The 17,168-nt window shown below is 43.7% G+C and carries 18 protein-coding genes, 2 pseudogenes and 1 other annotated feature; of the genes and pseudogenes, 17 read left to right on the plus strand and 3 right to left on the minus strand.

What is annotated here, in order from left to right:
• The first annotated feature begins 11 nt into the window (after nt 1-11).
• The 3 genes and pseudogenes from ACOBWA_RS11040 (at nt 12) to ACOBWA_RS11050 (ending at nt 1,922) form a co-directional block, all read left to right on the plus strand.
• On the plus strand, nt 12-785 hold the full coding sequence (locus tag ACOBWA_RS11040) for a sulfite exporter TauE/SafE family protein (protein ID WP_420229375.1): 774 nt from the start codon (nt 12-14) through the stop codon (nt 783-785).
• Between the two features lie 304 nt (nt 786-1,089).
• On the plus strand, nt 1,090-1,485 hold the full coding sequence (locus ACOBWA_RS11045; protein ID WP_420229376.1) for a TetR family transcriptional regulator C-terminal domain-containing protein: 396 nt from the start codon (nt 1,090-1,092) through the stop codon (nt 1,483-1,485).
• Nucleotides 1,486-1,644: 159 nt separating this feature from the next.
• Nucleotides 1,645-1,922: pseudogene (locus ACOBWA_RS11050) on the plus strand (peptidylprolyl isomerase).
• A 227-nt stretch (nt 1,923-2,149) separates the two neighbouring features.
• Here ACOBWA_RS11050 and ACOBWA_RS11055 read toward each other — a convergent pair.
• Entirely contained in the window at nt 2,150-2,335 is a 186-nt protein-coding gene (locus ACOBWA_RS11055; RefSeq protein ID WP_420229377.1) for a pirin-like C-terminal cupin domain-containing protein, read from the minus strand.
• A 212-nt stretch (nt 2,336-2,547) separates the two neighbouring features.
• On the opposite strand from ACOBWA_RS11055, the gene ACOBWA_RS11060 reads away from it, so the two are divergent.
• Nucleotides 2,548-3,243: a pseudouridine synthase gene (locus ACOBWA_RS11060; RefSeq protein WP_420229378.1), complete on the plus strand. Its 696-nt coding sequence runs from the start codon at nt 2,548-2,550 to the stop codon at nt 3,241-3,243.
• 379 nt (nt 3,244-3,622) lie between these two features.
• On the opposite strand, the gene ACOBWA_RS11065 is transcribed toward ACOBWA_RS11060, so the two are convergent.
• Both ACOBWA_RS11065 and ACOBWA_RS11070 read right to left on the minus strand, forming a co-directional pair.
• On the minus strand, nt 3,623-4,495 hold the full coding sequence (locus ACOBWA_RS11065; RefSeq protein WP_420229379.1) for an alpha/beta fold hydrolase: 873 nt from the start codon (nt 4,493-4,495) through the stop codon (nt 3,623-3,625).
• 7 nt (nt 4,496-4,502) lie between these two features.
• A complete protein-coding gene (locus ACOBWA_RS11070; protein WP_420229380.1) occupies nt 4,503-5,294 on the minus strand; it encodes a class II aldolase/adducin family protein in 792 nt (263 codons plus the stop codon).
• Nucleotides 5,295-5,379: 85 nt separating this feature from the next.
• Here ACOBWA_RS11070 and ACOBWA_RS11075 point away from each other — a divergent pair, with 85 nt between their 5' ends.
• The 13 genes and pseudogenes from ACOBWA_RS11075 (at nt 5,380) to ACOBWA_RS11135 (ending at nt 17,159) form a co-directional block, all read left to right on the plus strand.
• A complete protein-coding gene (locus ACOBWA_RS11075; RefSeq protein WP_420229381.1) occupies nt 5,380-6,069 on the plus strand; it encodes a Crp/Fnr family transcriptional regulator in 690 nt (229 codons plus the stop codon).
• Nucleotides 6,070-6,210: 141 nt separating this feature from the next.
• Complete coding sequence (locus ACOBWA_RS11080) at nt 6,211-7,956, plus strand: phosphoethanolamine transferase (protein ID WP_420229382.1); 1,746 nt, start codon at nt 6,211-6,213, stop codon at nt 7,954-7,956.
• A gap of 78 nt (nt 7,957-8,034) precedes the next feature.
• Nucleotides 8,035-8,728 (plus strand): annotated as a pseudogene (locus ACOBWA_RS11085) (response regulator transcription factor).
• 112 nt (nt 8,729-8,840) lie between these two features.
• Entirely contained in the window at nt 8,841-10,181 is a 1,341-nt protein-coding gene (locus tag ACOBWA_RS11090; RefSeq protein WP_420229383.1) for a sensor histidine kinase, read from the plus strand.
• A gap of 178 nt (nt 10,182-10,359) precedes the next feature.
• Nucleotides 10,360-10,833, plus strand: a complete 474-nt coding sequence (locus ACOBWA_RS11095) for a diacylglycerol kinase (protein ID WP_420229384.1) — start codon at nt 10,360-10,362, stop codon at nt 10,831-10,833.
• Between the two features lie 138 nt (nt 10,834-10,971).
• Nucleotides 10,972-11,796 (plus strand): PAP2 family lipid A phosphatase, encoded by an 825-nt coding sequence (locus ACOBWA_RS11100; protein ID WP_420229385.1) that lies wholly within the window; start codon nt 10,972-10,974, stop codon nt 11,794-11,796.
• Nucleotides 11,797-12,009: 213 nt separating this feature from the next.
• Nucleotides 12,010-12,453 (plus strand): YceI family protein, encoded by a 444-nt coding sequence (locus tag ACOBWA_RS11105; protein WP_420229386.1) that lies wholly within the window; start codon nt 12,010-12,012, stop codon nt 12,451-12,453.
• An 8-nt stretch (nt 12,454-12,461) separates the two neighbouring features.
• A complete protein-coding gene (locus tag ACOBWA_RS11110; protein WP_420229387.1) occupies nt 12,462-12,668 on the plus strand; it encodes a YceI family protein in 207 nt (68 codons plus the stop codon).
• A gap of 75 nt (nt 12,669-12,743) precedes the next feature.
• A complete protein-coding gene (locus tag ACOBWA_RS11115) occupies nt 12,744-13,361 on the plus strand; it encodes a c-type cytochrome (protein WP_420229388.1) in 618 nt (205 codons plus the stop codon).
• 12 nt (nt 13,362-13,373) lie between these two features.
• A protein-coding gene (locus ACOBWA_RS11120; protein ID WP_261871193.1) for an IS3 family transposase occupies nt 13,374-14,592 on the plus strand; the annotation gives its coding sequence in 2 pieces (ribosomal slippage) (nt 13,374-13,654 and nt 13,653-14,592; 1,221 coding nt in all).
• Nucleotides 13,649-13,764: a sequence feature (AL1L pseudoknot), on the plus strand. It overlaps the preceding gene by 116 nt.
• A gap of 41 nt (nt 14,593-14,633) precedes the next feature.
• The gene (locus ACOBWA_RS11125) at nt 14,634-15,149 is read left to right on the plus strand and encodes a c-type cytochrome (RefSeq protein WP_420229389.1); all 516 of its coding nucleotides are present in this window, start codon (nt 14,634-14,636) and stop codon (nt 15,147-15,149) included.
• Between the two features lie 26 nt (nt 15,150-15,175).
• Complete coding sequence (locus ACOBWA_RS11130) at nt 15,176-15,475, plus strand: c-type cytochrome (RefSeq protein ID WP_420230764.1); 300 nt, start codon at nt 15,176-15,178, stop codon at nt 15,473-15,475.
• Nucleotides 15,476-15,557: 82 nt separating this feature from the next.
• Complete coding sequence (locus ACOBWA_RS11135; protein WP_420229390.1) at nt 15,558-17,159, plus strand: flavin monoamine oxidase family protein; 1,602 nt, start codon at nt 15,558-15,560, stop codon at nt 17,157-17,159.
• Nucleotides 17,160-17,168 lie beyond the last annotated feature (9 nt).

The raw sequence follows: 17,168 nt of genomic DNA on the forward strand, positions 1-17,168 counted from the left end.
AGGATTTTATAGTGCTCTTTGTCTTAGAGTTATTGCAAACCATTCCAACTTGGCACTTAGTAGGTTTGTTTGTCGCTGGCATGGTTGCTTTTATTATCTCCACTATATCCGGCGGTGGCGGCGCTATGTTGCTGATACCAGTTACCTCTTCGATGGTAGGGACAGCGATTGCACCACCTGTGATCAACGTGGCTACCTTTCTGAGTAATGCCTCACGACTTTATCTATTCTGGCATGATATTGATTGGTCATTGACCAAATATTATGTCCCAAGCGCTATCGTAGGTGCATGGCTAGCCGCATTGGTGTTTAGTCGTTTGGACGCAGGCTGGATTCAGTTATTGGTTGGCACATTTTTAGTCTCGACTATTTTCCAATACAAGTTTGGTAAGGTAAGCAAGACATTTGATATGCCAAAAGTAGGTTTTGTACCTGTGGGCTTTGCCATTGCTTTTATGAGCACCTTGGTAGGTGGCCTCGGCCCTATTCTTAACCCTTTTTATATGAATGCTGGACTGGAAAAAGAAGGTCTTATTGCGACCAAAACAGCTAATTCTTTCTTTGTAGGTATTGTACAAATCGTCAGCTACACCTTTTTTGGGATACTCACCGTCAAGATATGGGCGTATGGTCTTGTATTAGGACTGGGCGCCGTGATTGGCAATATCATTGGCAAACGCTTTTTAGCAGGCATTAGTATTAGCCAGTTTAGAATTATGCTGCTAATACTAATGGTCATCAGTGGCCTAATAATGATAATAAGAAATATTGATGTGCTGTTCTAGAGACTCTTCCACTCTATGTCATGACCACTCATAGTCTATTCTTATAAATAAGCATCATTTTTTAACTTCATATATATTTGCCGATTAAAAATCTGCGTACAGTATTTTTATTAATTGCATTACAACTTACAATGTTATTGTTCAACCATATAATACCTATAATTCGATAGAATCAGTACATATAAGATATTGTCACTCCATAACATTCAGTTGACCTACTTTAAAATAGTAGAGGTTGTTCCAAAGTAAAGAAGTTCTGTATGCTGCTGTTTTAGAAAAGGTGCTGAGTAAGTGGCTATCGCCTTTGAGTGAGATTAACGCCAACCAAGATCCAAGGGTTGCCCTTAAGACCTACATTGAAGAAAAATATAAAATCTCAAAAAAATCGCCTGCAGCATCGAGACTGTATGCGTTAGAGATTATACAAGGGGCACCTCATTTGATGGCCGTATTAAAAGGCCCTTTAAGGTCTTTGGTTCGTGAAAAGGTGGCAGTGATTGATGGCTGGATTGCAGATAACAAGATTAAGTCCGTGTCTGCCATCCATTTAATTTTTCATATTTGGGCGGTCACTCAGCACTATTCTGATTTTTCTATTCAAACTGAAGCGGTGTGCAGTCATAGCTTGAGAAATAAAAAGTTCGCTAATGAGGCATTAAACACTAGTACTCAGCTTTTGGTAGATAGTTTGATTCCGTGATTTGACATTATGAAGGTACAGCTATGTACCGAAACCCAAATAGTCGTGTCTGTATAGATAGTGACTTGGGAGAAATCAGCACCTGCAAGTGATGTTAGCAACTAAAGTAAGTAGTGATATAATGTCCTGATAATTAATATTTTATAGAAGGGTTACATTATGGCTCGTACCGCTAGCGCATTGCACATTTTAGTAAAACATAAAGAACAAGCTGAGGACATTATTGCCAAGCTTAAAAAAGGCGCTAAGTTTGATGTACTGGCCAAACGATACTCAACTTGCCCATCAGGCAAAAAGGTGGCAGCTTAGGTGAGTTTGGCAAAGGTGATATGGTAGGGCCATTCGATAAGGTTTGCTTTACTGGCGAACTATTTACCCCGCATTTAGTAAAGACCAAATTTGGCTGGCATGTCGTAAAAGTCCTTTATAGAACTTAAGCGTTGGTGCTCTGATTGTAAGCCAACTGAGCTATATTTCAAATATTGTCCTGATTCGCATATGCTTGAACATCGTGATAATTATGTGTGAATCAGGACTTGATGTTTGGTCGACCTACCCTTTCTAATCCTTACGTCAAACTACCCTTATTTTATTTAAGCAGTATTTTACTTAAGCAGCTTTCTACGAGTTAAGGTCAAATAGTGAGGGGTGAGATAAGTTGTAATCAGCCTTTAAAACCCCTAGGTAATTCAGGTGCAGGCAAGCGCTTCATATCAGAGTCAACATTACCGAAACGCTCATGGCCATTATTCCAATCAACAATAGATTGTTCAATCTCAGCTTTGTTATCAGTAACGAAGTTCCACCACATTAGCACTTGATTACTAAGCGGTTCGCCGCCGATAAACATAATACGTGTGCCCTTTTAGCAGCCAACTTAATACTTTTATTATTGGCGACATCGCTATCATGAAAACGGAATAACTGATCTTGTCGACAAACCTTGCCTTCGGACTCTACCTCCCCTTCTGAAACCAAAATACCGTACTCAAAGTCTGACTCTAAATTTATTATGCCACTACAGGTACAATAAAAAGGATATATAATTGACGCATCTAAAATATGAGCAATAAAAACATGGATATCGAAGGCAATACTGCTGATCAAATAGAAATTATCTATGAAGATGAGTATATAGTAGCGATTAATAAAGAAGCTGGTCTGTTGGTGCATCGCAGTTGGCTGGACAAAGGTGAGACACGCTTTGCCATGCAGCTCACCCGTGATGCGGTAGGCTGTCATGTGTTTCCAGTACATCGGTTAGACAAACCTACATCAGGTGTGTTGTTGTTTGCCAAGAGCTCAGCCGTGGCACGCAGCCTTACCGAAGCGTTTACTGAACGCAAAGTGACCAAGCAATATTTGGCCGTGGTGCGTGGCTTTATGTCTGAACAAGGTACTGTTGATTATGCGCTTAGCTTTAAACCTGATGCCATTGCCGATAAATTTGCGAACTTAGATAAACCTGCTCAAGAAGCGGTCACTCACTGGCAGAGCTTGGCACAAATTGAGCTGCCATTTGCAGTATCAAAAAAGCATGCCACTAGCCGCTATAGTCTGGTGCGCTTAACGCCTGAAACTGGACGCAAACATCAGCTGCGTCGGCATATGAGACATGTATTCCATCACATCGTAGGTGATACCAGTCACGGCGATATACGTCACACACGATTTTTCGTACTCACTATGATTGCACGCGTATGTTGCTGCATGCACAGACTTTGGCGCTCAGCCACCCCGTCACTGGTGAGCCACTAGTACTAACAGCAGGATTAGACGATCAGTGGATGCGTATCTTAGAAGAGTTCTCTTGGACAGATAGTGTTGAGGTTTAAGACCCTAGTGGAGACTTGAAAAGACAATCTCTTATACTGCGCTCCAAAATCTCAAATTTTTCAGTATGCTTTTCTTATCGGACTATCAATATCTTGTGGCACCACGCATATAGGCCATTTAATGATAATTAGCCATTTGTTAGTGATCATTTTATCAAAAACCTTTTGCACAGCTTTGTGACTACGCTCACGGATATTAGTCTCATTTAGACTTATGCATTTTTTAAGAATTAGAAGATGATAAGAGAATAACAAACGCAGAGCACCATGTGATGCCCTGCGTTTGTTAGATTGAACTGTATTTACAGAATACTGCGTCTAAATTGCAGATAGGCCGCTGTGATTGCCGCTGCATCTTCTACCTGCGGATAATGACCTAGCCTAGGCATATTGGTTATATCAGCGTTGGGTATCAGCTGGCGATAACGATCAATCATATGCTGACCTGAGATAGGATCTTTGGCACCTGCGATTAATTTCACCGGTACAGTACTGTTGATAATCGCGCCTACCCATCGTTCGCGGTATTGCTGACGCTGTGGCATATAGTTAATCAGCTTATGCATCACACCCAACCCATCATTGTGATTTAACAGCTGCCATAGCGTGTCTATCACCTCTGACGTAGGCGGCGTGTTTGGGCCAAATATCCGCTGTAGACTGCCCGCAAATTTCTGCTTATTAATCAGCTTTGATACCAGAGGACCTAATGGCGAGAGCAGTAGTTTCTGCACCAAGATAGGTTTGTGCGTCTCTGGAAACAGACCACCGTTTAAGAAGCATACGCTGGCAATGTGTCGCTCAGCACTATCCTCAACTTGTCTGGCTAGCAACTCCTGAGCTACCGTATCACCATAGTCATGCGCTAATATATGATAATCATTAACGCCCAGTTTTTGCAAAACAACTTGATAAATATCAGCCTGTTCACTGATTAGATAGCGCGCGTTTTTTGGTTTATCTGACAACCCAAACCCTAGCATATCGAGGGTGATGACATAATAGTGCTCGGTTAGCGCGTCCCACATGCCTTCCCAGTCCCAACTGGCACTAGGATAACCATGAATCAATAGCAATACAGGTGCACTTTTATCCCCTGCATACCGAGTAAAGATTTGATGCCCATGAATGGATTCATACTGCCCCTGCTGTTGCCACTCATCAAGAGTTATCATTAGAGACTTACTCCTCAAACGATGGATCAGTGCGGCGCAATTTTCTTAGTAACGCAGGCCATGCGATATCGCCATTCGCGCCACGGGTGACTTGCTCTGATGCAGCTTGGATACCGGCCAATATTTGTGCTGGTATCGGCGTCAATGCACCGCCCCCACTCTGCGCTTTGATCTGAATCTCACACGCTCTTTGCATGATATACATGTACAAGAACGCATTGGCGACCGTATCGGCACAAGTGAGCAGACCATGGTTACGCAAAATCATAAAGTGAGCATCACCTAGATCCTCAACCAAACGAACCTTTTCTTCAGGGTTTAATGCGACACCTTCGTAGTCGTGGTATGCCAAGTTAGATAGTGGAAATAATGATTGTTGCGAGATAGGTAGCAGGCCTTTTTCTTGCGCTGAGACGGCCACGCCATCATTTGTGTGCAGATGGATAACGCAATGCGCATCGTCGCGAGCTTCGTGTACAGCACTATGAATGATAAATCCAGCTGGATTTACGTCAAACTCTGATGGTGCTACTTTTTCGCCTGCTTTGTTAACCTTGACTAGACTAGAAGCGGTAATCTCTTCAAATAACATCCCGTACGGATTGATTAAAAACTCATCCTCAGTGCCTGGTACGCGCGCAGAGATATGAGTGAATACCAAATCATCCCAACCATAAAAGGCAATCATTCGATAACAGGCAGCAAGATTTACGCGCATCTGCCACTCTTGTTCGCTCATATTATGGTGTACACTCGAGGTTGAATCCGTTGATGTCGCGGTTTGCATAGTTGTTTGCATGGTGTATTCCTTTACTGTGTTAGATATCCTGAATGATTACTTTACACCATTTTATAAAACCAAATCTGTCAAAAACATTACACTTATGAATATCAATCATTATTTGAATAACGACCCATGGTTTAGTAAATTACCAGCCATTGTGCAGCCGCTATTGGCAGGCGATGCGGTGCTAAAGGTATACCAAAAAGGCCAAATGATTCATGCCATCGGTGACAACGATGATGCGGCGCTACACTTTGTCGTGTCGGGTACGATTAGAGTCTGTAACGTGAGCGCTAGTGGCCATGCCATGACGTTGGCGCATCTATCTAGTGGTGAGTGGTTTGGTGAGATATCTATCATAGATGACAATCCTCGCACCCATGATGCGTGGACGATTAATAAAGTGACGCTAATCTCAATCCCAAGAAATCTAGTCATTCAGACAGCGCAGTTGCATCCGATTTTATACAAGCACCTCGCGCTTATAACCTGCGAGCGAATCCGACGAGCATTTGATTGGATTGACGATGCTACCTCACTCAATACCTCAGCGCGATTGGCTAATATGCTGATTGGGCTGATTGACACTTATGGTAAGCAAGTGAATGGTAATATCAAAATAGATCTGCGCTTATCGCAAGAAGAGCTTGGCTTTATGCTTGGCACTACCAGACAAACCATCAATAAAATCATCCAATCGTGGCAAAAGCAGAACCTTATCGATATGCACTATGGTTTCATCACTATAAAGGACAAACCTCAGTTAATGGAAATGATGAATCCTGCCTGACTTGAATGTATAAAATCATCTCAGAAAACACCTCAGCATCTAACTTATTATAAGTAGCATCAATCGCCTTAACATCTTCTTAACAGACCACTTGCTATGGTAAGGAATGACGTTTCCTACCATCTGTTGAGAAGTATCTGTATGTCCATACCTCAAGCCATCAAGACCAATGTGCTCAAAGTTAAAGTACCCAAGGCCAATGCAAAGACCAGCTACCTTAGTAAGCCCTATGATCGCGAGATAAATCTCAGTTATCTTATTCTCATCGTGGCTTTATATTTGGTAGCGACTGCAAATATTGGGTTCTTTGAGCAGGTGCTGACTGTCTATCCATTTAACAAAAACGTCGGCTTTATACTCTCTATTACAGGCATGTTATTCGGACTAATGTGGCTGGTATTACAGCTGCTTTGCTATCGTCCCATTGCCAAACCAGTATTGATTGCGCTACTGATTGCTGCCGCTATATGCGGTTATTTTACCGATGCTTATGGGACGATATTTGACACCAACATGCTGATCAACAGTCTGGAGACCGATCAAGCAGAGGCGATGGGCTTGTTTGCCCCTAGCATGGTCATTCGGGTGCTGCTACTGGGCGTGTTGCCGGCATTTATTATTAGCAAGATACGGTTGAAACGCTTTACTTGGCAACGCAGTATTCTACAAAAGACAGCCACGTTGATATTGTCTATCGCGCTAATCGCAACGTGTCTTTTACCATTTGGTGACCAGTACGCCAGCTTCTTTCGTCAACATAAACAAGTTCGCTCTTATGCCAATCCGATCACGCCTATTTACTCTACGATCAAACTTGGCGAAAACTATGTCGATGAGCTACGCCGTCCTGATACTTTCACGCTACATGCGACAGATGCAAAGCGTGTGTCACCTGCTAATAGTGTTACTGGCGGCGGCAAACCTAAATTGATGGTGTTTGTGGTTGGGGAAACGGCTCGCGCAGATCACTTCGGCTTGAACGGCTATACACGTAATACCACACCACTGCTCTCAAAGCAGTCAGACCTTTATAGCTTTAAAGATGCCGTCTCCTGCGGAACCTCTACAGCCTACTCCGTACCTTGCATGTTTAGCTATGCAAATCGAGCAGACTACGATATCGATACAGCCAAGTATAATGAGAACGTACTCGATACGCTAAGCAAGCAAGGGATCAATGTCATTTGGCGAGACAACAACTCTAGCTCTAAAGGCGTGGCTGATCGTGTTACTTTTGAGGACTACAAAACGGCTGATACCAATCCGAACTGTGATGTCGAATGCCGAGATATCGGTATGCTTGATGGGTTTGATGAACTTGTAAAGTCAGGCAGCTCACAGAAAGAGATGCCAAAAGACACGCTTATTTTGCTGCATCAAATGGGCAATCATGGCCCCGCTTATTACCAGCGCTATCCCAAAGAATTTGAAAAATATAACCCTGTCTGCATGACCAATGAGCTGTCTAAATGTGATGCTCAGTCTGTGATAAATGGCTACGATAATGCGATTCGTTATACCGATTACTTTTTGAATAATGTGATTGATACGTTAAAACCTTATGAGCAAGATTATGATGTGGTAATGGTATATATTAGTGATCATGGGGAGAGTTTGGGTGAAAATAATATCTACTTGCACGGCTTGCCCTATAAGTTCGCACCCGATACCCAAAAACACGTGCCTACGATAATTTGGTCGCCCAATAGTAATAGTATCGATACTGAAAGTCTTTCTAGTATGGTCAATCAGCCCGTGTCGCACGATTTTATTACCCCGACATTGCTTAGCTTTTTTGGTATTACGACCGATGAAGTCAAAGGTGCAGCAACTTTTTTAAATTGGGTCATTCTAGTTGAGTGGCTAAAAATAATTTACTTCAAATAATTTGTTAAAAGTAGCTCACTACATTCGTTTTATATCGTTCAGTTCTTTTAGGTAACCACTATTTTTTAGGTCAGCATCATGTACAAGATACTCGTTATTGAAGACAACCCCGATATCGTGGCCAATATTTATGCTTTTTTGAGCCAAAAGGGTTTGAGTTGGACAACGCGCACAACGGCTATAGCGGGCTAACACTCGCCTCAAACAATCGTTATGATGTGATATTGCTAGATGTGATGCTGCCAGGTATGGATGGCACGCAGCTGTGCAAAAACTCAGAGAAGAGCTGCATGACAAAACGCCTGTGCTAATGCTCACGGCTCGCGATACAATCTTGGATAAAGTCGCTGGTTTTGATAGCGGCGCTGATGATTATTTGGTCAAGCCGTTTTCGCTGGTTGAGCTGGAATGCCGTATCAAAGCGCTCATACGTCGCACCGAGGACGATCATTTTGCCCACAGTATTGCGGTCGGAGCGCTGTCCTTAAACAATAGTGAGCATACCATTATGCGCGACGGACAATCACTGAAGCTTACCCCAACTGGCTTTAAAATATTGCATATCCTAATGAGTGCAGCGCCTAGAGTCGTCAGTAAAACTGAGATTGAAGAAAAAGTATGGGGGCTAGACATACCCAGTAGTGATGCACTGCGCACCCATATGCATAGCGTACGTGCACAGGTCGATAAGCCATTTGACACACCTATGATAGTCACAGTACCTGGCGTAGGTTACCAAGTTGTTGACCCTAATAAATCAGCAAGCGCGTAGTCATCATTGCAGTATGGATTGAATAAACCTTATCCAATTTACTAACTGACTGACCGTATCGTATTTATTGCTCTATTATATATAGCCCTTTTCTATTAGGTTGTCCCATGCCATGCTCAATATAGACTCCATAGCCAATAAGTTCAGACTGTCTTACTTCATATTCGCATTATTACTGTGCGCAGCTTTTGTCAGTATTTTCTTGTACGCGGAGAGCCGAATAGAGCAAGATTTGGTCAAGGCTCGCCTATTGCAGCAGCTAGAGCTTAGTCAAGAAAAGTATGGTGACCAGCCTATCTATGTCGCTGAACCAGGTATCAAGATTTATCGCTATGACAAAGCACCTGCCAGTTTGCAAGCGATAGCCAATGACACGGTGCAAGAGACTTCTGTCACTGTTAATAAAGCCTCTGGAGCAGGTCATGCCAACCTGCATCTTTTTGCCTACGCCCAAGACGGTCAAACTTATATTTTGACTTACCTAGAAAACACAGAAATGGTAATGGAAAATTATCCAGTCTTGGCGATATTTGAGCACCTAGAAGACATATTTGCAGATACGTTAAAGGTAGCCGTGATTTTAAGCTTACTTATCGCCGCTATCTTCTCTCAATTGTCTTCCAAACAGATCATCAAGCCTTTATTAGATTTGAAACGAGCTGTCGAGACTGACCATCACAACTTAAGCGATTTGACACACTTGCCATCTGAGGTTGGTGTCTTGGCACGGGCCATCGATGAGAAAAACCACAAGTTAGAACAGTACCTCAAGCGCGAGCAACTGTTTACTGGTGATGTCAGCCATGAGCTGCGTACGCCGTTGACTATTATCATGGGGGCTTCCGAGGTCTTGGCCTCGCAACTAGACCCTGACAGCCACTTAAATGAGTTTACCAATCGTATCAGTACCACGGCAAAAGAAACTTCCGAGATTATCACCGCTCTGCTCCTACTATCGCGCGCGCCTGAAAAGTTAGACGCACCGCAAACCTCTATTAACAGTATCGCCTTAGCGGAAATGCAGCGCCTGAAATACTTGCTGCGGTATAAGTCTGTCACTTGTCAGATCATTGCTGAGCAGGAATATATTGCTTACGTACGGCCCGAACTACTAAAAATGGCACTAGGCAACCTCATAAAAAATGCGTTTCAATATACCGATGATGGCGAAGTAACCATTACTATCGATGACGAAAAAATCACGGTAACTGATACTGGCTTAGGTATTCCTGAAGCGATGATGCCTTTACTCTATGAACGGTTTGAGCGACTAGAGTCTCAGTATAAAGACGAGCAAACAATCCTGTCGTCAGAGCATGAGACAAAACATAAGGTTGAAGGCTCAGGTCTAGGACTCAGTATCGTCCAGCGTATCATGTCGCATATGGGCTGGCAGCTCACTCACCAAGCCAATCGCTCAGGTGGTAGCACCTTTAGTATTTATTATAAATAACCTCGTGATAGCTCAAAGACATATTCATTTCCTAATAATAATTGCTGATTGGGAAACGACAAATTTAAACACCCATTATGCTTTATTCTCATCCCTCTATATCCTCTTAACGTTTTCTTAACCTCTCCCGTCTTATACTCAGGCTATCTTAATTTTAATAGACCGTTAAGAATGCCCTATGAAGCAAATTACTCATACCAACCTTATAGAGCCGTCAGCCGAGCATAGTTCTATCAATCAGACGACGCATGATAATGCACTTGCAGCTGACAGCTTCGCAAGTCATGCCAAAGGCAAAACAGGAATTTACCGCATTATAAAAGCCACTGGTTACTCTATAGATGGCTTTAAAGCCGCATATAAATTTGAAGCGGCTTTTAGACAAGTTGTGTGGCTCAATCTTGTACTGCTAGCTGCTGTCATCGTTATGCCTTTTGCGCTTGGTATAAAAATGATGCTAGTCGTCGCTTCTTTTTTATCTTTGATTGTTGAGCTAATCAACACAGGTATCGAAGCCTGCGTTGACCATACTTCGACCGCCAAGCACCCACTCGCAAAAATCGCAAAAGATGTCGGCTCTGCGGCTCAGTTCTTAGTGTTAAGTTTGTTAATGGTTTTATGGGTAATGGCATTATCTGCTCTATTTTATTAGAGTCTGTTCTATTTTATTAAAACACGACGAGCACTCGCCTAACAGCGCAACACGCTGCTAGCGTTATTTTAGAAAAATAATAAAACGAAGGTCGTATTAGGATCTATCAACATCGCATATACGTTATCAGGTGTAGTCATGACTTCAGAAAACAATGCAATGACTTGGGACTGGCTAAAACTACTGTGCGTGACCATCATGGCCACCTTAGTTTTTGAGCATAGCCAATTAGATGTACGCATCAGTGAGCTTTTTTATAATAATGGTCACTGGCTACTTGAAAAAGGCGCGCAGCCTTATGCATTTATCTTTTATGATTTGCCCAAAGCATTATTGATTATATTGGCTGTCTACCTCATAGCGATTTTAATCATCAAGTATAGACAGTCAAGGCTTAATGCTATTGCCTTAAACCGCAATAAGCTAAATCTCAGTAAGCCCAGTCATAATAAACTTGATAAATTTCTGCTTCCTTTACCTATACGCGAGATTGGCTACCTACTGATTATATTGGCGATTGTACCTGCTACTATTGCCACGCTCAAAGGCGTCACCCATGTTAGTTGCCCAAATGACTTGGTTATTTTTAATGGGGATTTGCCCTACCTCAACCTTTGGCAAAACATCGTAGCAGCAACGCCTGCCAGATGCTTCCCAGCGGCTCACGCCAGCGCAGGGTTTTCTTTATATGGACTGGCTTTTTTACCGACACTAAGAAAATACCGCTATCAGATAGGCATATCAGTAACCATTTTGGGTTGGACAATGGGACTGTATAAAATGCTGTTTGGCGATCATTTCTTTAGCCATACATTAGTCTCAATGCTGCTGTCATTAACCATAGCCTGTGCGCTCGCAGCCCTGTTTTTTAAACAATCGATTAAGAATAAAACACACAGCACCAACGACGATAAAAGACACACTGGTATTAACTTGTCTAGCATTGAGCACTCTAACATTTAAATTCAGCACTTAGGTTCAGTACTTATGCATCAGTACTTAGCTTCAATAATTAGGTATCAATACTTATGCATTAATAGTTGGAATTGACGTTCGAATATAACAGAGCCGTTCGTTATCTCTTTACGAAAATAGCACTACTAAGTATTTGAAAAACCCTGTATAAATAATTAACAATCACTGGCTTATTGTTAAGCAAACGCACGGATAGCGCTTGTGAATAAGCTCTTCTATATCAATAGCCTGCACAGGAATGTAGCTATGCGCTTGTTGTCTATTAGGCCAAAACCTTCGCATATCTATTCTTTTTTGACCATTCCATGGCTGCTTGTAGGCGCTACAAATAGCAGTCAAGCGGCCAACTACACTATTAATCCTGCCAGCACTCACATCCGATTTGCCATCGAACACTTTAAAAGCTCGGCCACGACTGGTGGCTTTTACAATATCAAAGGTCAATTGCAATACGATCCAAACTTAAGATCAGGTGATATCTCATTAATCATACCGATAAACTCCTTAAATACAGGCAATCCTTCTTTCAATAATAGTCTAACGGGGCCTGAATTTTTTGATATGCAGAGATTTCCTTCAGCACATTTTGAATCGACAAAATGGCATTTCAATCAAGATAAAAAAGCCCGCAGGTCACTCGGGTAGATGGACAATTGACACTGCATGGCGAGACCCACCCAATTAGCCTAACCGCGACTAAGTTCGATTGTTATCTAAACACAAGCATCAGAAAAGATGTTTGCGGTGGCGAGTTCACTGCTACGATTAATCGTACAAAATGGAATATCAATAAATTCGCTTGGTTCGGACTGACCAAAAATCTTGACTTAAGTATCAAGGTCGAAGCCGCCAGACTATAGTATTTTTAATGTTTAGCCACTGATTTTCAATAGACTCTGGTAGTGATTTGCAGAAAGCTTAAAAAGGAATTAGACATGTTTCATCAGTATTATAAAAGCATTGCAAAACCACTTTTTGCGATCATGCCATCATTGTCGTTTTCTTCAGTAATAACACTGACACTAGTACTCAGCTTAGTGTCTACCGTCGTGATGGCAGATACTGTCAGTCTGCCAATGGACACTTTGCCCAGTCCAATAACCCTACCAAATGTTAGCCCTGCTAATAGTGCGCTTGCCAATCGCGGCGCTTACGTGACGCGTACTGCTGACTGTATGGCTTGCCACCGTGAAGACTATAGTGGCGGCGTACCAATTGAGACACCGATTGGCAATATCTATTCGACCAATATTACACCGTCAACGCGCTATGGCATCGGCAACTATACTGAATCTGACTTCAAAAAGGCTTTGCAAAAAGGTCGTGCACCCAATCATCAGCTTTATCCTGCCATGCCTTACCCATCTTATCATGGCATGACAGATGCAGATATCAGCGCCTTGTTCGCGTACTTTCAGACCGTTCCTATCGTAGATAAACCACCTGAAAAAACCACTCATTTGCCTTTCCCGTTAAATATCCGTAGCTTGATGCTAGCATGGAATGTCATCAATGTGAACCGCCCCGATATTGTCGGAGACTCAACATTCTGAGAGAATACGACAATGAAAAGACAAACTTATACTCCTGAGATCAAAGAACGCGCCGTTCGGATGCTGATTGAAGTGGCAGGTGACTATCCCTCTATGTGGTCAGCTATTCAAGCCATCGCCCCTAAGATTGGCTGTACGCCTGAAACCCTACGATCGTGGCATAAAAAGCACATTGATCAAACCATTCCTGCCTCAGTGCAAGCTCAAAGTGACAAAGAGCGCATCAAAGAGCTTGAACGCGAATGTCGCGAGCTTAAGCAAGCCAATGAGATTATACGTAAGGCTGCTGCTTTTTCGCCCAGGCGGAGCTCGGCCGCCCACCGAAATAATGACTCAGTTTATTGATGATTACAAACACCTCTATGGGGTCGAGCCAATTTGTCGAGTATTACCGATTGCCCAATCAACGTATTATCGCGCTAAAGACTTAAGCAACAACCCACACAAGCGCTCATTGCGTTGCCACCATGATGACTTCTACATCAGCGAGATCAGGCGCATCTGGCAGGATAGCAAGTGCCGCTATGGCGCTCGTAAAGTCTGGCAGCAGATGAAAGCAGACGGCATTCATGTCGCTCGTTGTACTATTGAGCGACTAATGAAGCAGCACGGTATGCAAGGGGTTTGGCGCGGTAAGAGTAAGATTACTACCAATAGTCGTGATGATCAGCTGCGGGCGAATGATTTAGTCAATCGTAACTTTAGCGCCCACCGCCCTAACCAGCTATGGGTTGCGGACTTCACTTATATCAAGACAACTAGCGGCTGGGTATACACGGCTTTTATTATTGATGTGTTTGCTCGCGCTATTGTCGGCTGGAAGGTGTCTAATCGCATGAACACCGATATGGTGATGGCAGCGCTCAATCAGGCCATTGCATACAGGAATAATCCTAAAGATGTGATTCATCATAGTGATCGCGGGGTTCAGTATTTATCCATTCGCTATACAGATAAGATGACGGACTCTGGTGTTATTGCCTCTGTTGGCACAACAGGGGATTCTTATGACAATGCCTTGGCCGAGACAGTCAATGGCCTTTACAAGTCTGAGGTGATTCATTATTTAAAGCAGAGCTGGAACGGTGTAAATGATGTTGAACTGGCAACGCTTGAATGGGTGGACTGGTTCAATAAAACACGACTGCATAGCACGATTGGTTATGTGTCGCCTTTTGAGTTTGAAAAGCGGTATTATGACAATTTAACCCTGTCAGGCATTGCTGCCTGACTCAAGTAAAACACTCTCCGATATAGTCGGGGCGGTTCAATGTGCCTTCTACTGAAAACCGCTCAGGGCTGACGAACACTCAGCAGCGCGGTGAATATTTGGTCAATAACTTAGAGCACTGCGGCACTTGTCATACACCGCGCAACTTAACACAAGGTCTTGATAAAGACCGCTATTTATCCGGAGCACCACTTGGTAAATGGTTTGCACCAAATATTACGCCTGACAACGATACGGGTATCGGCCTTTGGAGCGAAATGGATATCGTAACTTACCTGCGTACAGGCACTCTTGATAAGCGCGCTTATGCGGGCGGGCCAATGGCAGAAGCCGTGGCGCATAGTATACGCTATCTCACTGACGAAGACCTGATCGCGATGGCGTCTTATCTAAAAGTCGTCCCAGCCATTAAGACCGATGACTATTTGATACCTGTCAATGTATCTCGCCTACCGCAACCAGTCAGCGATTCTATTACTTATGACTTACTGGAGCAAAAGACTATCTGGCGCAGGCAAAAGCCGAGACGGTTAGCAGTGCCAACAATAGCGGTCTGAACAGCAACACGCCAAAAGACTTATATCTGACACATTGCGCTAGCTGTCATGGCGTCGACGGTTACGCCCAGCCCGATGCACGCTATGCATCCATCGTTGGCCTCAGTAGTATTCGCCGCGTAAAAACTGATGCGCTCGTTGGCGTGATTGCCTTTGGGGCAAAAGGTGCCTTTAACACAGCACCAAAAATGCCCGGCTTCTCAAAAGATGTAAGCCCTGCACAAATCGCTAGTATTACTAACTATGTACGCGTCACCTTTGGTGGTTTACCAAACAGCGATGTCAGCGCAGCGGATGTCACGCGTGTGATAAAGGAAAAAAGCTAGCCATAAAACTAACTATAAAAAATACGCTCTAATCTTCGCTTTTTATAATAATGTAAAGACTCAGCACGATAAGGATAGTCCTATGAATGACCTGCTCCAATCTCCTACGAGGCGACAACTGCTCTCAATGATAGGCAAGACGGCAGGCGCGACCGCGATGTATCAAGCGATGACCACGTTGGGGTTTGCATCCGAGTCAAGCTTTAAAGAAGAAATGAACCTCAAAGGCGCACCGGCTGGCGCTAGTATCGTGATATTGGGTGCAGGATTGGGTGGTCTAACTGCCGCCTATGAGCTGCGCAAAGCAGGCTACAAAGTGACCGTGCTTGAGTACCAAAATCGTGGCGGCGGACGTAGCTGGACACTCAACAGCGGTGACAAATATACAGAGCTGGGCGGTGCTGAGGTCACGTGCGACTTTGAAAAAGGCAATTATTTTAATGGCGGGCCATGGCGACTGCCCATTCATCACTACGCGGTCTTTCATTACTGCAAAAAGTTTGGCGTGGCATTGCAGCCCTTTATCCAAAACAATGATCGCGCTTATCTACACCGTACCAATCACTTCAATGGTGCGCCGCAGCGTTTGGGTGAGGTGCAAAACGATATCCGCGGTTACGTGTCAGAGTTATTGTCCAAAGCCGTCAATAAGGGCAGTCTAGATAGTACGGTCAATAAAGAAGACAAAGAAAAACTACTCGAAGGTCTCAAGGGCTGGGGCGTGTTAGATACCAACTATCGTTATGTCAAAAGCCATGAGACTGGTAAGCATCGCGGCTATAGTGTATATCCCGGTGGTGGTCTTATGCCAGATGCCAAGCCATCAACCCCCATACCAATGGATAAACTATTAGACTCAGGCATGTGGTCGGATATTTATAGCAACTATACCGTCCATGTCCACCAACCAGCGATGTTTCAGCCCGTCGGCGGCATGGGAAAAATCGGTGATGCGTTCACACGTGAGTGTCGCGAAATGATCACATTCAATGCCAAAGTCACCAAAATCAATCAAGACGAAACTGGGGTTACCATTGACTATGTCGATAGCAATAGCCCTGACAGTGAAGCCAAAACAGTGCGCGCAGATTGGTGCATTTGCACCATTCCTTTATCCATACTGACGCAGATTGATATCAATGTCTCCGCGCCAATGAAGCAAGCGATGGCAGCCGTTCCTTATGACAGCTCTTACAAAGTGGGCTTGGAGTTTAAACGGCGGTTTTGGGAAGAGGATGAATGGATCTATGGCGGCATCACCTATACTGATCTGCCGATCACCCAAATCTCCTATCCGTCACAGGATATGTTTAGCTCAGGCTCAGGTGTGCTACTTGGTGCTTATGGATTTGGCGAGACTTCGTACAAATTTAACTCATTGACACCCAAAGAACGTATCAACGCGGCGCTCGCCTATGGCAAACAGATTCATCCGCAATATACCAAAGAGTTCCGCTCAGGCACATCCGTCGCATGGCATCGTATCCCTTGGTCGCTTGGCTGCTACGGTATCTGGAGCGAGTCAAGTCGTGAGCAGTACTATCACACATTATGCGAGATAGATCATCGTATTGTGTTAGCAGGAGAGCATTGCTCACATATTCCTGCATGGCAAGAAGGCGCGATATTATCCGGTATGGATGCTGCCAAACGCTTACATCAAAAGGCCAAGAAACTTGGATAGCCAGCTTTT

This window comes from Psychrobacter sp. ER1 (genome assembly GCF_048631835.1).
Classification (GTDB): domain Bacteria; phylum Pseudomonadota; class Gammaproteobacteria; order Pseudomonadales; family Moraxellaceae; genus Psychrobacter.